At 61.9% G+C, this 18681-nt stretch carries 16 protein-coding genes; 10 read left to right on the top strand and 6 right to left on the bottom strand.

Annotated features, from left to right (window positions below; all coding sequences use genetic code 11):
- Positions 1-3: 3 nt before the first annotated feature.
- Positions 4-1092, bottom strand: coding sequence for an ABC transporter ATP-binding protein (locus tag IG169_RS08590; protein WP_193175790.1), 1089 nt, complete (start codon positions 1090-1092; stop codon positions 4-6).
- Between the two features lie 19 nt (positions 1093-1111).
- On the bottom strand, positions 1112-2731 hold the full coding sequence (glpD, locus tag IG169_RS08585; RefSeq protein ID WP_193175789.1) for a glycerol-3-phosphate dehydrogenase: 1620 nt from the start codon (positions 2729-2731) through the stop codon (positions 1112-1114).
- A 284-nt stretch (positions 2732-3015) separates the two neighbouring features.
- Between glpD and IG169_RS08580 the strand changes: the two genes are divergently transcribed.
- Positions 3016-3786: a DeoR/GlpR family DNA-binding transcription regulator gene (locus IG169_RS08580; protein ID WP_193175788.1), complete on the top strand. Its 771-nt coding sequence runs from the start codon at positions 3016-3018 to the stop codon at positions 3784-3786.
- A 404-nt stretch (positions 3787-4190) separates the two neighbouring features.
- Here IG169_RS08580 and IG169_RS08575 read toward each other — a convergent pair whose 3' ends face one another.
- Together IG169_RS08575 and IG169_RS08570 are read right to left on the bottom strand one after the other, a co-directional pair.
- On the bottom strand, positions 4191-5615 hold the full coding sequence (locus tag IG169_RS08575; protein ID WP_193175787.1) for an amidase: 1425 nt from the start codon (positions 5613-5615) through the stop codon (positions 4191-4193).
- 66 nt (positions 5616-5681) lie between these two features.
- A complete protein-coding gene (locus IG169_RS08570) occupies positions 5682-6386 on the bottom strand; it encodes a cyclase family protein (RefSeq protein ID WP_193175786.1) in 705 nt (234 codons plus the stop codon).
- 248 nt (positions 6387-6634) lie between these two features.
- On the opposite strand from IG169_RS08570, the gene IG169_RS08565 reads away from it, so the two are divergent.
- Complete coding sequence (locus IG169_RS08565) at positions 6635-7570, top strand: LysR family transcriptional regulator (RefSeq protein ID WP_193175785.1); 936 nt, start codon at positions 6635-6637, stop codon at positions 7568-7570.
- A gap of 23 nt (positions 7571-7593) precedes the next feature.
- Here IG169_RS08565 and IG169_RS08560 read toward each other — a convergent pair whose 3' ends face one another.
- The gene (locus IG169_RS08560) at positions 7594-8541 is read right to left on the bottom strand and encodes an AraC-like ligand-binding domain-containing protein (RefSeq protein ID WP_193175784.1); all 948 of its coding nucleotides are present in this window, start codon (positions 8539-8541) and stop codon (positions 7594-7596) included.
- A 231-nt stretch (positions 8542-8772) separates the two neighbouring features.
- Between IG169_RS08560 and capB the strand changes: the two genes are divergently transcribed.
- On the top strand, positions 8773-10524 hold the full coding sequence (gene capB, locus IG169_RS08555; RefSeq protein WP_193175783.1) for a caprolactamase subunit beta: 1752 nt from the start codon (positions 8773-8775) through the stop codon (positions 10522-10524).
- 22 nt (positions 10525-10546) lie between these two features.
- Positions 10547-12625 carry a caprolactamase subunit alpha gene (gene capA, locus IG169_RS08550; protein ID WP_193175782.1) on the top strand — a complete coding sequence of 693 codons (2079 nt, stop codon included), beginning with the start codon at positions 10547-10549 and terminating at the stop codon, positions 12623-12625.
- 21 nt (positions 12626-12646) lie between these two features.
- Here capA and IG169_RS08545 read toward each other — a convergent pair whose 3' ends face one another.
- Complete coding sequence (locus tag IG169_RS08545; protein WP_193175781.1) at positions 12647-13555, bottom strand: LysR family transcriptional regulator; 909 nt, start codon at positions 13553-13555, stop codon at positions 12647-12649.
- A gap of 318 nt (positions 13556-13873) precedes the next feature.
- Here IG169_RS08545 and IG169_RS08540 point away from each other — a divergent pair, with 318 nt between their 5' ends.
- The 6 genes from IG169_RS08540 to IG169_RS08515 all read left to right on the top strand — a co-directional run.
- A complete protein-coding gene (locus IG169_RS08540; RefSeq protein WP_193175780.1) occupies positions 13874-14602 on the top strand; it encodes a LamB/YcsF family protein in 729 nt (242 codons plus the stop codon).
- 34 nt (positions 14603-14636) lie between these two features.
- Positions 14637-14876: an acetyl-CoA carboxylase gene (locus tag IG169_RS08535; protein WP_193175779.1), complete on the top strand. Its 240-nt coding sequence runs from the start codon at positions 14637-14639 to the stop codon at positions 14874-14876.
- Positions 14877-14883: 7 nt separating this feature from the next.
- Positions 14884-16284: an acetyl-CoA carboxylase biotin carboxylase subunit gene (locus tag IG169_RS08530; protein WP_343225626.1), complete on the top strand. Its 1401-nt coding sequence runs from the start codon at positions 14884-14886 to the stop codon at positions 16282-16284.
- Positions 16277-17152, top strand: a complete 876-nt coding sequence (locus IG169_RS08525; RefSeq protein ID WP_193175775.1) for a 5-oxoprolinase subunit B family protein — start codon at positions 16277-16279, stop codon at positions 17150-17152. The genes IG169_RS08530 and IG169_RS08525 overlap by 8 nt, the downstream gene beginning before the upstream one ends.
- Entirely contained in the window at positions 17142-18116 is a 975-nt protein-coding gene (locus tag IG169_RS08520; protein WP_193175773.1) for a 5-oxoprolinase subunit C family protein, read from the top strand. Before IG169_RS08525 ends, IG169_RS08520 begins: the two co-directional genes overlap by 11 nt.
- A gap of 20 nt (positions 18117-18136) precedes the next feature.
- A partial coding sequence (locus IG169_RS08515) for a biotin transporter BioY (RefSeq protein WP_193175771.1) occupies positions 18137-18681 on the top strand: 545 nt, incomplete at its 3' end.

Below are 18681 nucleotides of genomic sequence, written 5' to 3'. Positions count from 1 at the left end.
CCCTCAGGCCGCCATCGCGTAGGCAGCCGGGACGACCAACTTGCCGTCCTCCGCGAAAATGTAGACATGCGACGGATCGAGATAGACATCGATCGGCTGACCGAGTTCCAGGTCGTGAACGCCGTGGATCAGCCCGACCCATTTTTCGCCGTGATGCGCCAGGTGAATGAAGGTCTCGGACCCCGTGATTTCGGTAACGTTGAGCAGCGCGGTGAATTTCATCGCGTCGGCGGTATGGCGCACCACCTCCACATGGTTCGGGCGGAAGCCCGCCACGTAACGGCCGTCTGCGAGTTCGCGCAATTTTCCGGCCGCGGCCACCGACTGGCCATCGCCGAACAGCAGCTTGTTGCCGGTCTTGGAGATGCTCAGGAAATTCATCGGCGGGTCCGAGAAGACGCGCGCCGTCGTTGCGTCAATGGGCTTGCGATAGACCTCCGGCGTTGGTCCGAATTGGGTGATGCGCCCCTCCCACAACGTCGCCGTGTTGCCGCCGAGCAGGAGCGCCTCCTCGGGTTCCGTTGTCGCGTAGACGAAGATTGCGCCGGACTCTTCGAAAATCTTCGGAATTTCGACGCGAAGTTCCTCGCGCAACTTGTAGTCAAGATTGGCGAGCGGTTCGTCCAGCAGCACCAGCCCGGCGTTTTTCACCAGCGCACGCGCAAGCGCGCAGCGCTGCTGCTGGCCACCCGACAGCTCGAGCGGCTTGCGCGAAAGCATCGGCGTCAGCTTCATCAGGTCCGCCGTCGCCTTGACCGACGAGTCGATTTCGGCCGCGCTCATGCCCATGAGCCGCAAAGGGCTGGCGATATTCTCGTAGACCGTCATGGACGGGTAATTGATGAACTGCTGGTAGACCATGGCGACCTTGCGGTCCTGAACGCGCATGCCGGTCACGTCCTCGCCGTGCCACAGAAGGCGGCCGGATGACGGCTTGTCGAGACCGGCCATCAGCCGCATGAGAGACGTCTTGCCCGACAAGGTCGGTCCCAACAGCACATTCATCGTGCCCTTGTGCAGTTCCAGGCTCGTGGGATGGATATGCGTCTGCGCGCCCGTCACTTTCGAGATCCCATCAAGAACCAGTGCCATTCTTCCTCTCCTCCCTGACCTATTCGGCAGCAGCGGTCTCGCCGTTTGCGCGGCGGTGCTGCATCCAGTTGTCGAGGTTACTGATTTCGCCGGCGCTCATGCGCAGGCCAAGCTTGCTGCGACGCCACACGATATCTTCGGCCGTGCAGGCGAATTCCCGGTCCATCAGCCATGCGGCTTCGCGTTCGGTAAGAGTGCCGCCGAAAGACTGCCCCAGATCGCCAGGTTCCTTGGCGGTGCCCAGGACCGCGAACGCTTCGGTTCCATACGCGCGCGCGAGCCGATTGACGTGAAAGCTGTCCAGGAAGGGATAGGACAACGCCAGTTTTTCCTTCAGCGCGCCAACGCCGTCGACGGGGAAATCGCCTCCCGGCAGCGGCGCGCCCGAAGTCCATGCCGCCGGCAGGCCGGAAAACCACGGCGAGATCTTCTCCATGGCGCTTTCGGCGAGGCGCCGATAGGTCGTGATTTTTCCGCCAAAGACGTTGAGGATCGGCGCGCCGCCCTCGTCATTGACCTTCAGCGTGTAGTCGCGGGTGGCCGCCGTGGCCGAACTGGCGCCGTCATCATAGAGCGGGCGTACGCCGGAATAGGTCCAGACAATGTCGTCCCGGGTCACCGGGCGCTTGAAATAGGCCGAAACGAAGCCGCAGAGATAGTCCTGTTCTTCCGGCGTGCATTCCGGCTTTACGGACGGGTCGGGATGGTCCTGATCGGTAGTGCCGATCAGGGTGAAATCCGTCTCGTACGGAATCGTGAAAATGATCCGTCCGTCGGTTCCCTGAAGGAAGTAGCACTTGTCGTGATCGTAGAGCCTGCGCGTGACGATATGGCTCCCGCGAACCAGACGGATACCCTCGCTCGACGTCAGCCGGGCCTTGGTGCGCATGATGTCGCCGACCCAGGGACCGCCTGCATTGACGAGGACACGCGCCCGGATCACCCTTTGCGTTCCGGTCGCGGCATCTTCGACCGTCACGGTCCAGTTGTCCTTCGCCCGCTCCGCGGAGACGACCTTCGTCCGCACAAGGATTTGGGCGCCACGGGCCTGTGCGTCGCGCGCATTCAGAACGACGAGGCGCGAATCCTCCACCCAGCAATCAGAATATTCATATGCCTTGCGGAATTCGCTCTTGAGCGGTTCGCCTTCCGGCGCCGTCGAAAGATCGAGCGTCGACGTGCCGGGCAGGATATGGCGGCCACCGAGATGATCGTAGAGGAACAGGCCGAGCCGGATCATCCATGCCGGACGACGCCCTTTCATCCATGGCATGACTGCGTTGAGCACCTTCGAGGCGGGCGTTTCCGTGTCGAAGCGCATCGCGTCGTGATAGGGCAAGACGAAGCGCATGGGCCAGCTGATGTGCGGCATCGCGCGCAGCAGCACTTCGCGCTCGACAAGCGCCTCGCGCACCAGACGGATTTCGAAATACTCCAGATAACGCAGGCCGCCGTGAAACAGTTTGGTCGAGGCTGAGGATGTCGCGGAGGCAAGGTCATTCATCTCAGCCACGACGACGGAAAGCCCGCGGCCCGCAGCATCGCGCGCTATCCCGCAGCCATTGATGCCACCACCAATGATCATGAGATCGCAATACGGGCTGCCTTCCAGCGACTGCGGCACTTGGTCCTCCCTCATCACTCAACTGCCGTTGGGAAACCTAGGTGAAACAAACAAAAATGAAAAGATATAATTTTCGATAATGTTCGTTATAGGCTTAACTATTGAATATATTAGATTATATGACGATGAAGATGTGGAGGATTTGTCTCTTCGCACCTGCAGCATGGGTGATTGAACCGGTTAAAAGGTCAAAAATATTCTGTTTTGGGCATGAATTGATCGTGATCGCGCATTATCGAAAATTTGCGCCCGACAAACAGGTGCGATAAGGGCCGCTGTCAGGGCGAGGAGGTGCCCGCATGTCCCAGAGTTTCCGCCACAACGAGATTCTCGAGATCGCCCGGCGCGACGGCCGGGTGACGGTCGACGGCCTGGCGGAATATTTCGCTGTCACGCAGCAGACGATCAGGCGCGATCTCAGCGAACTTGCCGATGCAGGCCGGCTCGAGCGCGTCCACGGCGGCGCGATGTTGCCGTCCGGCACGAACAATATCGGTTACGAGGACCGGCGCAGTCTGCACGAGCCGGAAAAGGCGCGCATTGCGAAAGCCTGCGCGGCGCAGATTCCCGAAGACGTCTCCGTCTTTCTCAACATCGGGACGAGCACCGAGGCGGTGGCCCGGCAGCTGGTCCATCATCGCAACCTGCTGGTCGTGACCAACAACATCAACGTGGCAAACATTCTGGCGCTCAATCCGGATTGTCAGGTCATCGTCACCGGTGGAACGCTCAGGCGGTCCGACGGCGGACTGGTCGGCGATCTCGCAACGCAGACGATCCTGCAGTTCAAGTTCGACCTGGTCGTTGTCGGCTGTTCGGCGATCGATCAGGACGGCGACATGCTGGATTTCGACATCCAGGAGGTCAATGTCTCGAAGTCGATCATCAGGCAGGCGCGCAAGACCTTCCTGGTTGCCGACCACTCCAAGTTCCAGCGCACCGCACCGGGCCGTATCGCTTCGTTGGCCGAGGTCGATGCATTCTTCACGGACAAACCGATCACCGAAGCGCTCCAGGCGAAATGCGATGAATGGGGAACCGAGGTCATCGTCGCGCCCGACGTTAGTTGAGGGAATCGTTTTATCGTCGCTAATTCAAGAGATAAACAAACGTGGGCAAACTCCTCTGGCAGAATCTGTGTCCAGCAGGGAAGCACTAACATGCTACTGCGTCAGATTCGCCTCACGGTACTTCGGCCCTAGGTCAAGAGCGTTCACGCTTTACTTGAGCGAAGAACGGAAGTTTTAGGTCAAAAGCGGTCATCCCGCGACGAGCGGCAAAGAGTCCGCTTTGGGGTGCAAAACCGACAGCGCGAAAACCTTTCGCCGCCAGATGGAGAGGCGATTCGCTACAGACTGAACACATGGCCGGAGCGGGCCGGCAGCGGACCGTCCGCAATCTGGACCGAATTCTGCAGGCTGCGGTTTCGAATTGACCGGTGCTTTGCCTTCACCGGTATCCTGGAGAGACCGGTTCAGGATGTCCGGTTGTTGATCGGCGGCCGGCGGACGCCTGGCGTCGCCTGATCGGTTTCGAGGGACGCGCTTTCGTAACGACCGGCGAGCGAAAATATCGAGGCTTCGCCATAAGGCGATGCCACGATCTGCAGCCCAACGGGGAGGCCCTGTGCGGTATACCCGACCGGCAGCGAGGCACCCGGTTGTCCGGTCAGATTGAACGGATAGGTGAAGGTTGCCCAGGATACAGCGTTCCTGTCCTCGTAGCCCGGTGGGACGTCCAGCCCGGCCTCGAATGCGGCAACGGGCAGTGTCGGCGTCAGAAGGAGGTCATATTCCTCGAAAAAGGCGCGCATCCTGTCGCGAAACGCATAGCGTGCGAAGACGCTTTCATAATAAGTGCGCATGTTCTGCTGGAGAGCATCCTTCAGCAAGCCGAGGACGGTGGGGTCGATCAGTTCCGGCCGGGTTTCGACCGTGTCTCTCAGCTTCGTGCCGACGCCGGCATAAAACTCGGCCGTCCACAAGTCGATCGGATCGTCCATGACCGTTTCCACCAGTTCGACGTCGACGCCCATCTGCTCGATATTCAGGACAGCCTGTTCGGTAAGTGCGGCAACTTCCGGGTCTACCCGGCCATAGCCGAGGGTCGGGCTCCAGGCGGCTTTCAGTTTGCGGGATATTCTTGTGTCCGCGAGAAAACGCGGATTGTCATCCTTGACGGAAAACGGATCGCGTTTGTCGAAGCCCGCGATCGCCGAAAGGACGATGGCCGCATCATCGGCATTGCGCGCGAGCGGACCGACATGTGCCAGGGTTGGCGTGGCCGAGGTCGGAAATACCGGGACGCGGCCGAATTGTGCCTTGATTCCGAACAATCCGCAGAGCGCTGCGGGAATGCGGATCGATCCGCCGCCATCCGTACCGATGGCGTAGGGTACGAGACCGGCGGCGACCATTGCCGCGGCGCCGCAACTTGAGCCTCCCGGCGTCAGCGCCGTGTTCCACGGATTGCGGGTGATCCCGGTCAGCGGGCTGTCGCCGACCGCCTTGCAGCCGAACTCGCTGGTCGTCGACTTGCCGAGGATGACGGCGCCGGCGGCGCGGAGCCTCTCCACGGCCGGGGCGTCGGCCTCCATCGGCGTATCGGCAGTTACCCTGGAGCCGAACCTTTGCGGCATGCCGCGCACGGCGATCAGATCCTTGATCGAAGTCGGTACGCCATCGAGTTCGCCCAGCCTCTCATTGCGCAGGACGCGCGCCTCGGCCGCCTTGGCGTCGCGCCGCGCGGCACCGAAATCGACATGGGCGAACATGTTGAGGCGCGGCTCCAGCGCCTCGTAGCGCCGGATCACGTCGTCAAGAAGTTCGACCGGCGAAATCTCCTTGCGGGAAATCGCGCCGCTGATTTCGCGCAAGGTCAAGAAGGCGAGGTCTGTCATTGGCGCAAAATTCCGTCGAAATGCCGTGTCCGCGACCCGCAGGGCAGGGCGCGGCCGGGAAAGGGATTACTCGTCAAGCAGCGCGACGGCGCGAACCGGCGATCCGGAGCCGTCCTTGAACTTGATCGGCAGACCGATGAACTCGAACTCGCCCTTGCCGAGAAGCTCTTCCAGATTGACCAGCCATTCGTAGTGGGACATGCCGAGATCGCGGCACAGCCTGTGCTGGGCGAAGATGTTGTCGCTCGGCTTGTCGGTGGAGGGGCCTTCGACGCCGTGCATGCGCGAACCGCGCTCATGCAGCCAGCGGGTCGCCTCCACGGTCAGGCCCGGATTGCCCCAGACGATCTGCTTCTTGTCGTCCCAGTTGCGATTGTGAAAGCCGGTGCACAGCAAAACGATATGGCCATCGACCTTCACGCCCGCGGCTTCTTCGGCTGCCGCCATGTGCTCGGCGGTGATGTCTTCGAGATCGCCGATGTGACGCAGGTCGAAGCAAACGGCCTTGCCCATGAAAAGATCGAGCGGCATCTCGTTGATGGGGAGGCCGTCGGGATTGACGTGCAGAAAGGCGTCGACATGGGTGCCGACATGGTCGAGCATCCCGATATAGTTGGTCTGAAACGTCATCGGGTCGCCCTCGACGCCCAAGCCGAATGACAAGGTGCTCTCATGGGTCAGCGCCTTGAGATAGATCGGGCTCTGGAACAGCTTGTGCGCCGGCATATTGTCTTCGACGGTCAGGCTGAGATCTACGATGCGTTTGGCCATTTGGGATCCTTTCGGTTCGGGTGCGCGATTTCGCGTCGTCTGGCGGCGGGCGTCGCCGGGGGAGCATTCCGCGAGCGGCGCCGACCGATTCAACATCACGTCGGGATGCCGCCCATTTGCAGAATTTATGCTTCCAGAGAAAATACAGGCTGACAATTGCGGTAATCCGGATATCTGATATCAATCTGTTTTATGAATAGAGTCATGAACGCGCATGATGTGAACTTTTCCCGGAAGGACATTTCAGGATGGAGTTGAGGGACTTGCGCGCCCTGATCAGCATCGCCGAAACCGGCAGCCTGTCGGCCGCGGCGCGCCTGCTCAATCTCACCCAACCGGCGTTGAGCGCGTCGCTGCAGCGCCTCGAGGAGGAGCTGGGGGTCATCCTCGTCACGCGGCACTCCCGCGGCTCGTCGCTGACGGAAGAAGGAAAATACGTGCTGCAGAAATCCTTCGACGTCATTCACGACGTCGCGGAGATCAAGTCCGTCGTCAAGGATCTGTCGAAGGAACCGATCGGGACCGTCCGGCTCGGGCTGCCGACAACGGTTGCCGGCGGAGTCATTTCCGAACTGCTACCGGTGTTGCAGGCGCGTTATCCGCAAATCAGACTGCATGTCGTCGAGGCGATGAGCGGCGTTCTGTCGGAGCAGTTGCAGCTCGGAAAACTCGATCTGGCCGTGCTGTACGACATTCAGCCGATGGCGGGCCTGCGCAGCGAGGCCATCCTGCAGGAAAAGCTGCATCTCCTCGTGCCTGCTGATCATGCCTTTGCCGGGCGCAGCCGCGTTCGGCTCGAGGAGGTCGCCCGCCTTCGTCTGGTGCTGCCTAGCGCCAATCATTCGATCCGGCGGCATATCGAATCCTATTGCAGCGCCGAAGGCCTGACGCTCGATGTCGCGGCGGACATCGATTCGCTACCGGGGCTGTTCGCTTTGGTGATCGCCGGTTACTGCACCATCCTGCCGACCTTTCTGACCGGTACCTATGCCCGCGGCGGGGAAATCGTCGCGGTCGAAATCACCAGACCGGCAATGGAATGGACCCTGCATCTTGCGTCACGGCACGATGCGCGACGTCCGCGCGCCAGTCTGGCGACCGGCAAGCTCCTCGGCGAGATTTGCAGGAAACTGGTGAGAAACGGGACATGGCCGGGCACTGTCGTCGATCATGCCAGGCCGTGACATCGGCCAGATCGCGTTCCGCGCTACGCCGAGCCGGATCTGCAGTCCGACGGCGTTTGACCGAACTTTGCCTTGAACAACCGCGAAAACTGCGCCTGGTCGCTGAAGCCGAAACGATAGGCGATATCCGCGATCGAGCGGTTGCGCGCGACTTCGAGCATGTTGCGCGCGGCGAGCAGCCGCTGATCCCGAATCTGCTGCGATACGGTTCCGTTCACGTCCTTGAACAGGTCGTGCAGGTAACGCTTGGAGATGCCGCAGGCGCCGGCGACCAGTTCGGGGGTCAGCGAGGGATTGGTCAGGTTGGCCCGGATGAAATCTTCGGCCCGCCTCAAATGCGCGGCCCTGACGGCGGAGCCTGCCCCCGGTCCCGTCGAATCCGCGCTTTCAAGCGCCAGCGTCAACAGTTCCAGAAGATGGCGATTGAGGACGGTGGCGGCGGTGGCGCCGGACGCCATTTCCTCGCGGTGAAGACGCCGGGCCATCGACGAGAACAATCCGCCCATGCCCGAACAGCCGTCGAAAACCTTCGCGCAGTGCCTGTCGGGTTCCCGCATATATCCGGCCAGCAGCGGCTTCGGCACCTTGATGACAAAGAGGTCGTTGCGGTCGTCGTATGAAAACCTGTAGGGCGCGTCGCCGCGTTCCAGGATGAAACCGCCGGGTTCGCAGCGGACCTCGCGGTTCATCTGCCGGAACACGATCGGGTTTTTTTGCGGAATGGTGATCAGGAATTCTTCTTCGACAGTTCCGTCGAGGTGCCGTGGAAGGCGTTCGTACTGCAAGGGCTCCGTCCGCAGCCGCGAGACTTCCATGGGACCGAGCGAACGACTGGTCAGATCTCCCCGGAACCGGTCCGCCGAGCGGTAGGTCAGCTTGAGCGGGAAGTAGACGTCCGCGATGACCGCGCTCCAGGCAGAGGCGCGCTCAGGTGGCGAAATGCGGTCCGTCGAATGGGCAATCCATGTCATTGGGACGTCGGGTTCCAACACTTGTTGTAGCGGAAGAGTAGAGCGGGGACGGCGCGGGAGCAAGCGCCGCGCGACGCCGTCATTTCTGCACTCTACGTCAAACGATCATTCCTCCAGCGTCAAGACCCGCACGGAAAAACGCGGCAGCCTGCGGGAGGACGTGCCTTCCGCGCGTCGCGACAACGCCGCCGGCGCGCGGCATGGGCCGTTTCACTGTGGAGGATACCGGCTATGAACCAGAAAGACGTGGATCCGATCACGCTCTCGGTCGTCAGAGGCGTGCTGGAGACGACGCAGCGTGAAATGACGATGGCGCTGGAAAAGACCGCGCGTTCCTCGGTGTTCAATCTCGCCCATGACTATTCCACGGCGCTGTTCAACCATACGCCGGAAATGATCCTGCAGGGGCAGGACATCCCGATCCATCTCGGCAGCCTGATACCGGCCATGAAGGCCGTCGACGGCTTCTTCGAGGGCGATATCAACGAAGGCGACCTGATCCTCCACAACGACCCGGACTATGCGGGCAGCCACATCATCGACACCTGCATGTACTACCCGGTCTTCTATCACGGCGAACTGGTGTTCTGGACCGTCTGCAAGGGCCATTTGACGGATATCGGCGGCCCGGTCCCGGCCGGATACAATCCCGACGCCAAGGAAATCTATGCCGAAGGCCTGCGCATCCCGCCGATCAAGATCTGGGACAAGGGCAAGCCGCGCAACGACATATTGAACATGCTCCTGACCAACATGCGCGCGCGACGCGACCAGGAGGGCGATTTCAATGCCTTGATCGGCGCCTGCCAGGTCGGCGCCCGCAACCTGATCGCGCTGCTGGACAAGTATGGCAAGGAGACGGTGCAGGACTGCATCGAGGTCCTGCTCGAAATGGCGAACCGGCACATGAACAAGCTGATCGCCGAGGTTCCCGACGGAACCTATTCGGGAATGGCGATCCTCGAGGACGCCGGTCACGGTTATGGTGATTTCGAGATCACGGCGACGGTCGAGATCAGCGGCGAAAACTGCCATATTACAATCGCGAGCCCGCCGCAGATTCCCTATTTCATCAACAGCTACGAGGGAAACAGCTACTCCGGCGTCTATCTCGGGCTGATGATGTTCGCCCAGCTTCCGCCGCCCTACAACGAGGGGCTCTACCGCAACGTGACGGTCGACATGGGGCCGAAGGGGACACTGTGCAACGCCAAGTCTCCCGCTCCGCACATGAACTGCACGACGACGCCGATGGAGACGCTGACCGACGCGGTGCGCCTGGCCTTCGAGAAAGCCGCGCCCGACAAGGTCTCTGCGAGCTGGGGCCACGCCAATGGCTGCAACATCGCCGGCTGGGATTCACGCCATGACGAGGAATATGTGACGATGGTGCTCGCCTCGATCATCTCGGGTGCCGGCGCCACGGCGACCCAGGACGGCTGGCATGCTTGCGGTCCGGAATGCTGCTTCGGCGCGCTCACCTCCGGCGATATTGAAATGCTGGAACACAGCTATCCGATCATCATTCACGAATACGGGCTGATGCAGGACTCAGGAGGCGCCGGCAAGCATCGCGGCGGCTCCGGCACACGGTGGGAGGTCGAGCCGCTCGATCGCCCGATGACCCTGATCACATTTGGCGAGGGCCGCCGGATCCCCGCCATGGGCGCCGCCGGTGCAAAATCCGAAATGGTCGACAAGAAGGTTGGCCGCCTCGAGATCACGCGCAACGGACAGACGCAGGTGATCACCGACAACGTCATCGAGACTATCCAGCCTGGCGAACGCGCCGCGAACATGAACCCTGGTGGTGGCGGGTTCGGCCCCGCCTTCGAGCGCGATCCAGCCAAGGTGGTGGATGACATTCGCAACGGCCTCGTCAGCATTGAAGGCGCCCGGCTCGATTACGGGGTGGTCATCGCCGACCCGGCGACGCTTGTGGTCGACGAGGATGCAACATCGGTCCTGCGCGCCAGCGCCTGAGGCAGGGGAGAGAGGAAAAACCATGCGTACGCAATTTCGTCTCGGCATCGACGCCGGCGGTACTTTCACCGATTTCGTCCTGGCTAGCCGGGACGGCAATGTCCGGCTGTTCAAGGTGCTATCCACGCCGTCGGATCCCACGCGGGCGATCAGGAACGGGCTCGAGCTGATTACCGAGGAAACAGGTATTTCCGCCGCGGAGATCGTGTCGAATTCAGACCTCTGCATCAACGGCACGACGGTCGGGTTGAATGCGCTGATCACGCATACAGGTGCGAAAACGGCCCTTTTGGCCACGAAAGGCCATGAGGACAGCATCGAAATCCGTCTGGGTCACAAAGAGGACGGTTACCGGTATGATCCGGAATACCCGCCGGCGACGATGCTGGCGCCGCGTCATCTGCGCCGCGGCGTGCGCGAACGGGTGATCTCGAATGGCTCGGTGCACGCCCCGCTGCATGAGGAGGATGTCCGCGAGGCTTGCCGGCATTTCCTTAACGAGGGCGTGGAGTCGGTCGCGATATCCTTCGTGTGGTCCGTGCTGCATCCCGACCACGAGTTGCGCGCAGCAGAAATCGTGCGCGAAATGATGCCGGACGTGTTGCTGACCGTCGGATCGCAGCTCTATCCGCAGGTGCGCGAATACACGCGCACGTCGACAGCGGTCGTCAATGCCTATCTCGCGCCGATCCTGCGTCGTTACGTCGACGCGGTGGATGCCTATTTCGCGTCGCTGGGCGCGCGGAACCCGGTGCGTTACTTCCAGTCGAACGGCGGATTGGCGAAGGGCAGCGTCGTATCGGATCAGTCCGTCTACGCGATCAATTCCGGCCCGGCCTCCGCGCCACAGGCCGCGCTCTATGTCGGCGCGCCGTGGAACGAGAAAAACATCATCACCATCGACATGGGCGGCACCTCCTTCGACATCACCCTGACGAAGGACGGCAAGGCGAACGTCAACAAGAATATCGACTTCCTGCGATACCGGATCGGCATTCCCATGATCCAGGTCGAGACGTTGGGCGCCGGCGGCGGCTCCATCGGCTGGATCGACGACATGGGCCTGCTACAGATGGGCCCGCAATCGGCGGGGTCGGAGCCGGGCCCGGCCTGTTACGGCCAGGGCGGCGAGAACCCGACGACCACCGATGCGAACCTTACCCTTGGCTATCTCAGCGACGATGGACTCGTTGGCGGACGCCTGCCGCTCGACCGCGCGAAGGCGCGTGCCGCGATCCGCGAAAAGCTGGCCGATCCGCTTGGAATTTCGGTCGAAAAGGCGGCCTATGGGATGTTCACCATCGTTAACAACAACATGGTGAACGGCATTCGCCGCGTGTCGGTCGAACGCGGCTATGATCCGCGCGATTTCGTGCTGATGGGGGCAGGCGGCGCGACCGGCGCGCATATCACGGCGCTTGCCCGCGAGATCGGGATCAAGAAGGTTCTTGTCTCCAAGCTTGCCTCCGGCCTGTGCGCCTACGGGCAGATCATTTCCGACGTGAAGTATAATTACATGGCGCCCGCGCCGACGCGTCTGGAAGGCGCAGAGGCGGCAAAGAAGCTCGACAGTCTGTTCAACGGGCTGGAAGCGCGGGGCATAGCCGATCTGGAGGCGGACGACTTCACGCGCGAGCGCATTTCGATCCGGCGCAGTCTCGACATGCGCTATGTTGGCCAAGTGCACGAATGCACGGTCGAAATCGATGCATTCGAGGTGGACGAGGCCGCGCTTGAGCAGATCAAGTACGCCTTCCACGCTCGCCATCGGGAACTCTACACCTATGACGAACCCCACAGCGCCGTGGAGGTGGTCAATGTCGAAAGCACGATCCAGGGCCATGTCGAAAATCCCAAGCGGATGAACATCGCCGAAGGCAACGGAGCCGAAACCGCTCTGAAGGGCGTGCGCGCCATGGTCTTCGAGGCTTCCGGCAAGACGACGGAAACGCCGGTGTATGACGGGGGGCTGCTTGGCGCCGGCGACCGCGTGGCGGGGCCTGCGGTGATCGAGGAAGTAACGACGACGCTTGTGATCGAACCCGGCTGGACCGCCGATCTGCACGAAACCGGCGTCTATGTCATCGTCAACGAGGCCTGAGGGAGCTGAAGCCGGCACGCGTCAGCGTCGCTCGGCGGGCCCCAGGTGCATGAATTCCTTGAAGGCGGACACGGCGGGACTGTGTTCAATGTTGGTCGCCCATGCCAGGCCGACGTCCATCGTCGGGATGTGGTCGACCAGCGAGATCACTTCCACCCGGCGTCCGTCGAGCGACCAGGGCCGGTAGACCATGTCCGACAGGATCGTCACTCCCATGCCGTTGGCGACCATCGAGCGCACGGCTTCGACGGAGGACGTGCGGAAGGTCGTCTGCGGCCGCAGGCTGTTGCGGTTCCAGTAGCGCTGGGCCGTGTTGCTGGCCTCGTCGACCGTGAGCATGATGTAGGGCTCTCTCGCCACGTCCTGCAGCGAAACGGAGGAGCTGGCGAGCAGCGGATGTTGCGATGGCAGCCAGAGCCTGCGGCGCGATTGCAGCAAAGTGTCGTAAGAGATGCCTTCCTGGTTCACGATGTTGGAGGTCAGCATCACGGCAAGATCGAATGTGCCGGATACGAGCCCGTCCTCGATGGCGTTACGGGAGGCTTCGGTCAGCTGCAGGTCGACGCCGGGAAAGGCGCGAACGAAGCGTTCGATATAGGGCGGGATGAAATAGCCGGCGACGGTATAGGTCATCGCGAGCCGCAGCTTGCCCTTCACATCGTCGCGCAGACGGCTCGGAGACCTGACGGCCTCGTCGAGTGCGGCCATGATCCGATGGGCGTGATCGAGAAAAATGTTGCCCTCATAGGTGAGTGCGACTCCGCTCGCATGGCGGTGAAGCAACTGCGCTCCCACGGTCTCCTCAAGCTGCTTGACTGCCGTCGTCACAGCCGATTGGGACACGTTGAGTTCCATCGCGGCGCGCGAGATCTGGGCGGTGTTGGCGACCGCGATAAAGTAGCGGAGCTGGCGGATTGTCGGCTCATTCATTTTGTTGATGCCTTGTATTAAAAAATACGAAAATGCTTCTCGCCGCTGTTCCTCACGCCAGGCCGCGGCCATGTTCGTACCTGATATGATTCACCCTTTGAAAACAGAATTCTTCCTGTTCCATTGGCAGCCGGTTGCGGCCAAGGCGGTTTGCCGGCCGGAACTGTATCGGTTTCTGTCATATAAAAAAAACAGAAAATGGTATCGCGATAATCATATTTTACGTCCGCGGACCTCGTTCATTATCGTCTTCATATGGAGAGAGAGCCTGCCACGCGCGCAGAGTGGCATGCCTGACCGAAGATGGGAGACCACGCGATGCCTGTGGAAATCAATTGCGACATGGGCGAGAGCTTCGGGCTCTACAAGATGGGGGACGACGAAGGGATCATGCCCTTCATCTCGCAGGCCAATGTCGCTTGCGGATTTCATGGCTCCGATCCCAATCACATGCGCCGTACCGTCGAACTCGCCAGGAAACACGACGTGAAGGTGGGCGCGCATTTCTCGTTGCCGGATCTGCCCGGTTTCGGGCGCCGCGAGATGAAGATCGACCGCGACGAAATGTTCAACATCATTATCTATCAAATCGGCGCACTGAAGGGTTTCCTGGACGTCGCCGGCCTGCCGCTGGCGCATCTCAAACCGCATGGAGCGCTTTACGGAATGGCGGCTCGCATGGAGCATATCGCCCAGGCCGTCGCGGATGCAGCCGAGATCTACAAAGTCCCGGTGCTCGGCCTTGCAGGAACATTGCACGAGGAAGTCTACAAGGCTCGCGGGATAGCCTTCCAGGCGGAGTTTTTCGCCGATCTCGATTACGACGACAATGGCGGGCTGATCATCACGCGCGAACACCATGCGGTCGAGCCTGCCGTAGCGGCATCCCGCGCGACTGATGCCGTAAAAGATGGCAGGGTCACAAGCATCAACGGCAAACCGGTTGCCGTGCGCGCCGAAACGATCTGCGTTCATTCCGACACGCCGGGCGCCGTCGAAATCGTCAAGGCTGTGCGGAATGCAGTCAGTCAGCTGGAAGCGGCCTGATACGGCCCGCCGATGTCCCAAAGGAGAAAAATCGATGGCAAAACACGAGGTCAGATCCCCGATCCCGGGAACCTTCTACCGCAAACCCGCGCCCGATCAGCCAGTATTCAAGGAGATCGGAGACACTGTCGCAAAGGGCGATACCATCGGTTTGGTCGAGGTGATGAAAACCTTCCATGAGATCAAGGCGGATGCCGACGGAACGATAACCGGTTTTCCGATCGATGACGCCGAGCCGGTCATGGCCGGCCAGACGATCGCCGAGTTGGGCTGAGGCGGCCGTGTCACGAGGCAATATCAGGAAACTGCTGATCGCCAATCGCGGCGAAATCGCGGTCCGTATTATCCGCGCGGCGCGCGATCTCGGCATAGCGACGGTGCAGGTGCACAGCGAGGCCGACAAGGACAGCCGTGCGGTGCGCATGGCCGACGAGGCGGTCAATATCGGCCCGCCTCAGGCGGCGAAATCCTATCTCGATGTCGAGGCAATCCTGAAGGCTGCGAAGGAAAGCGGCGCCGATGCGATCCATCCGGGATACGGCTTCCTCGCCGAGAACGCGGCCTTTGCGGACGCGGTCGCGAATGCCGGGCTGATTTTCGTCGGCCCGAGCGGCGACACGATCCGTCTGATGGGAGACAAGGCGGCCGCGCGCGCCGAGGCGAAAAGGGCGAACGTGCCGACAGTGCCGGGCAGCGACGGTGTCATCGAGGACATGGAAGCGGCCGCACACCTTGCCGCGCATATCGGGTTTCCGGTGATGATCAAGGCGGCCGCGGGCGGCGGCGGTCGCGGCATCCGCATCGCCCACGACGCGGGCGAATTCCATGCGCTTGCGCCGCAAGCCTCGTCGGAAGCAAAGGCCGCCTTCGGCGACGGCGGCATCTATATCGAGAAGGTCATCGAGCGCGCCCGCCATATCGAGGTGCAGGTGCTCGGCGACGGCGAGGATGTCGTCCACTTCTACGAGCGCGAATGCTCGTTGCAGCGCCGCCGGCAGAAGGTCTGGGAAGAGGCGCCGTCGGTCGCCCTGAACGAGGATGTGCGCGAGCAACTCTGTCGCTCGGCCGTCGCGCTGGCGAAGGCGGTCAACTACAAGGGCGCCGGCACGATCGAATATCTCTATGACGACGTCACGGGCGAATTCTACTTCATCGAGATGAACACCCGCATCCAGGTGGAGCACCCGGTCACGGAGATGATCTGCGGCGTCGATCTGGTCGCCGAGATGATCGCGATCGCCGGAGGGGCCAAGCTGCGCGCCGGCCAGGAAGCGATCAGCCGGACGGGCCATGCCATCGAGGTGCGGCTGAACGCCGAGGACCCGGCCAACAACTTCATGCCTTTCCCCGGCATTGTCGGCGAATTGCTGACACCCGACGGGCCGGGCGTGCGCTTCGACCACATGCTTTATCCGGGCTACGCGGTACCTCCCTTCTACGACTCGCTGCTCGGCAAGCTGATCGTCTGGGCGGAAGACCGCGACAAGGCGCTGATGCGCCTCAAGCGCGCGCTCGACGAGTTGCAGATCGAAGGACTGCCGACCACCGCGCCGCTGTTCCAGGCGCTTCTCGAGAGCGACGACGTTCGCGCCAGCGCGGTCCATACCCGCTGGCTGGAGCCGTGGCTCGAAGACAATCTCGATCTCATCAGGCAAAAAAAGGAGGCTCAGGCACATGGGTAGCCGATACACATTCGGAGGCGATGAGCACATCTTCGTCGAAGTCGACGAGGCGATGTCGCTGGAGGCATTCTTCGTCAGCCTGTCGATGACGAATGCCGTGCGCGAAGCCAACATCAAGGGCGTCACCGAAATCTGCCCGGCCAACGCCTCGTTCCAGATCAAGTTCGATCCCGACGTGATCCACCCGAACGACATGATGGCGGAGTTGAAGCGGCTGGAGGAGACGGCGGAAAGCGCCGAGCCGGTGCTCGATACCCGTATCATCGAGATCCCGGTCTACTACCAGGATCCGTGGACCCACGAGACCTTGATGCGCTTTCGCGAACGCCATCAGGATCCGAACGCCACCGACATCGAATATGCCGCGCGCATCAACGGCTATGACAGCGTCGAGAAGTTCATCGAGGCGCATTCGGGTGCGCCGTGGTTCGTCTCGATGGTCGGCTTCGTCTCCGGCCTGCCGTTCCTCTATCAGATGGTCGATCGGCCGCGGCAGATCGAGGTGCCGAAATATCTGCGCCCGCGAACCGACACGCCGCGCCTGACGGTCGGTTACGGCGGCTGCTTCTCCTGTATCTATTCGGTGCGCGGCGCCGGCGGCTACCAGATGTTCGGCATCACGCCGATGCCGATCTACGACCCGGAACAGAAGGTCTCCTACCTCCAGGACTTCATGGTCTTCTTCAAGCCGGGCGATATCGTCAAATGGAAGCCGATCAACCGCGAGGAATATGACGCCGCCGTCGCCGAGGTGCAGGCAGGCACTTTCGCGCCCCGGATCAAGAACGTCCGCTTCTCGCTCGACGAGTACAACGCCGATATCGACGGCACCAACGCCAAGCTGATGGAGGCCCTCCATGCCGATTAACGTCATCTCCGCCGGCATCGCCACCACGATCCAGGACATGGGGCGGCCGGGCTACTATCACCTCGGCATTCCGATGGGTGGCGCTATGGACCGCCTCGCTCTGAGAACGGCCAACCTGCTGGTCGGCAATGACGAGGGCGCGGCCGGGCTGGAATCCGTCTTTGTCGGTCCGGAACTGGAGTTCACCGAGGACGCCATGGTCGCAGTCTGCGGCGCCGAACTGCCGCCCAAGCTCGACGGCGAGCCGCGCGAGACCTGGACCGCCTTCCCGGTGAAGGCAGGGCAGGTGCTGTCCTTCGACTTCCTGAAGTCCGGCGCGCGCGCCTATATCGCGATTTCCGGCGGCATCAACACCGAGCCGAAGCTGGGCAGCCGTTCGACCTACGCCATCGGCGCGCTCGGCGGCATTGACGGCCGCGCCGTCCAGCCGGGCGACACGCTGCCGCTCGGTAAGGGGTCGAAATCCGTCAAGGAAGGTCTGACCGTCCCGCAGACCCTGCGCCGCGGTCCGGGCAATCCGGCGGAACTGCGCGTTCTGCCGGGCCTGTACTGGCACCGCATCACCGAACAGGCCCAGAAGGATTTCTTCGACGATACCTGGAAGGTGGCGAACGAGGCCGACCGAATGGGCTACCGGTTCCAGGGCGGGCGCAAGCTCGAATTCGTCGAGCGCGAGCAGCCCTTCGGCGCCGGCGCCGATCCGTCCAACATCACCGATGCCTGCTATCCCTACGGCTCCGTTCAGGTGCCGAGCGGCACCGAGCCGATCGTGCTGCATCGCGACGCGGTGTCGGGCGGTGGTTATTTCATGATCGGCACGGTGATTTCCGCCGACATGGACCTGATCGGCCAGTTGCAGCCGCATACGCCGACCCGCTTCGTGAAGGTCGACATGGATACGGCGCTTGCCGCACGCCATGACCGCGCGAAAACCATGGATGCCATCCGCGAAGCTCTTTCCTGATCTTGAAAGGACACGTCATCATGACCACACTCGCCACCACGCACCCGACGCTTCTGAACGCCGTTCTCGGCGGCAGGCGCAGCGCGCTTCAGTCGGTCCTGCTCGCAGTCGCCGGAACGGCGCTTCTCTGGGCCTCCGCCAAGGTGCAGATCCCGTTCTTTCCGGTGCCGATGACCATGCAGACCTTCGTGGTCCTGTTCCTCGGATTTGCGCTCGGCGCCCGTCTCGGTGCGGCGACCATATTGCTCTATCTCGCCGAAGGCGCGCTCGGCCTGCCGGTCTTTGCCGGCACGCCGGAAAAGGGCATCGGGCTTGCCTACATGATGGGTCCCACTGGCGGCTTTCTTGCCGGTTTCGTCGTCGCGGCCTTTGTGACCGGATGGTTTGCCGAACGTGGTTTCGACCGCCGTCTCGTTACCGCGGCATTCGCTGCGCTTGCCGGTCTCGTGGCGGTCTATGCGTTCGGAATTGGCTGGCTTGGTGCGTTGATCGGCTGGGACAAGCCTGTTCTCGAATTCGGGCTTTATCCGTTTCTGCCCGCCGAAGCGTTGAAACTCGCCCTGCT

Origin of the sequence: Oricola nitratireducens (genome assembly GCF_014904745.1) — a bacterium.
Taxonomy (GTDB): Bacteria; Pseudomonadota; Alphaproteobacteria; order Rhizobiales; family Rhizobiaceae; genus Oricola; species Oricola nitratireducens.
This window is presented reverse-complemented; position numbering and strand designations above follow the sequence as displayed.

What these genes read in the sequence shown, in the direction of transcription:
- IG169_RS08545 (WP_193175781.1), bottom strand. Translation starts at nt 13,555, where the DNA reads ATGAATGAGCCGACAATCCGCCAGCTCCGCTACTTTATCGCGGTCGCC.
- IG169_RS08535 (WP_193175779.1), top strand. Translation starts at nt 14,637, where the DNA reads ATGGCAAAACACGAGGTCAGATCCCCGATCCCGGGAACCTTCTACCGC.
- glpD (WP_193175789.1), bottom strand. Translation starts at nt 2,731, where the DNA reads ATGAGGGAGGACCAAGTGCCGCAGTCGCTGGAAGGCAGCCCGTATTGC.
- IG169_RS08565 (WP_193175785.1), top strand. Translation starts at nt 6,635, where the DNA reads ATGGAGTTGAGGGACTTGCGCGCCCTGATCAGCATCGCCGAAACCGGC.
- IG169_RS08570 (WP_193175786.1), bottom strand. Translation starts at nt 6,386, where the DNA reads ATGGCCAAACGCATCGTAGATCTCAGCCTGACCGTCGAAGACAATATG.
- IG169_RS08580 (WP_193175788.1), top strand. Translation starts at nt 3,016, where the DNA reads ATGTCCCAGAGTTTCCGCCACAACGAGATTCTCGAGATCGCCCGGCGC.
- IG169_RS08560 (WP_193175784.1), bottom strand. Translation starts at nt 8,541, where the DNA reads ATGACATGGATTGCCCATTCGACGGACCGCATTTCGCCACCTGAGCGC.
- IG169_RS08540 (WP_193175780.1), top strand. Translation starts at nt 13,874, where the DNA reads ATGCCTGTGGAAATCAATTGCGACATGGGCGAGAGCTTCGGGCTCTAC.
- capA (WP_193175782.1), top strand. Translation starts at nt 10,547, where the DNA reads ATGCGTACGCAATTTCGTCTCGGCATCGACGCCGGCGGTACTTTCACC.
- IG169_RS08575 (WP_193175787.1), bottom strand. Translation starts at nt 5,615, where the DNA reads ATGACAGACCTCGCCTTCTTGACCTTGCGCGAAATCAGCGGCGCGATT.
- IG169_RS08525 (WP_193175775.1), top strand. Translation starts at nt 16,277, where the DNA reads ATGGGTAGCCGATACACATTCGGAGGCGATGAGCACATCTTCGTCGAA.
- IG169_RS08590 (WP_193175790.1), bottom strand. Translation starts at nt 1,092, where the DNA reads ATGGCACTGGTTCTTGATGGGATCTCGAAAGTGACGGGCGCGCAGACG.
- capB (WP_193175783.1), top strand. Translation starts at nt 8,773, where the DNA reads ATGAACCAGAAAGACGTGGATCCGATCACGCTCTCGGTCGTCAGAGGC.
- IG169_RS08520 (WP_193175773.1), top strand. Translation starts at nt 17,142, where the DNA reads ATGCCGATTAACGTCATCTCCGCCGGCATCGCCACCACGATCCAGGAC.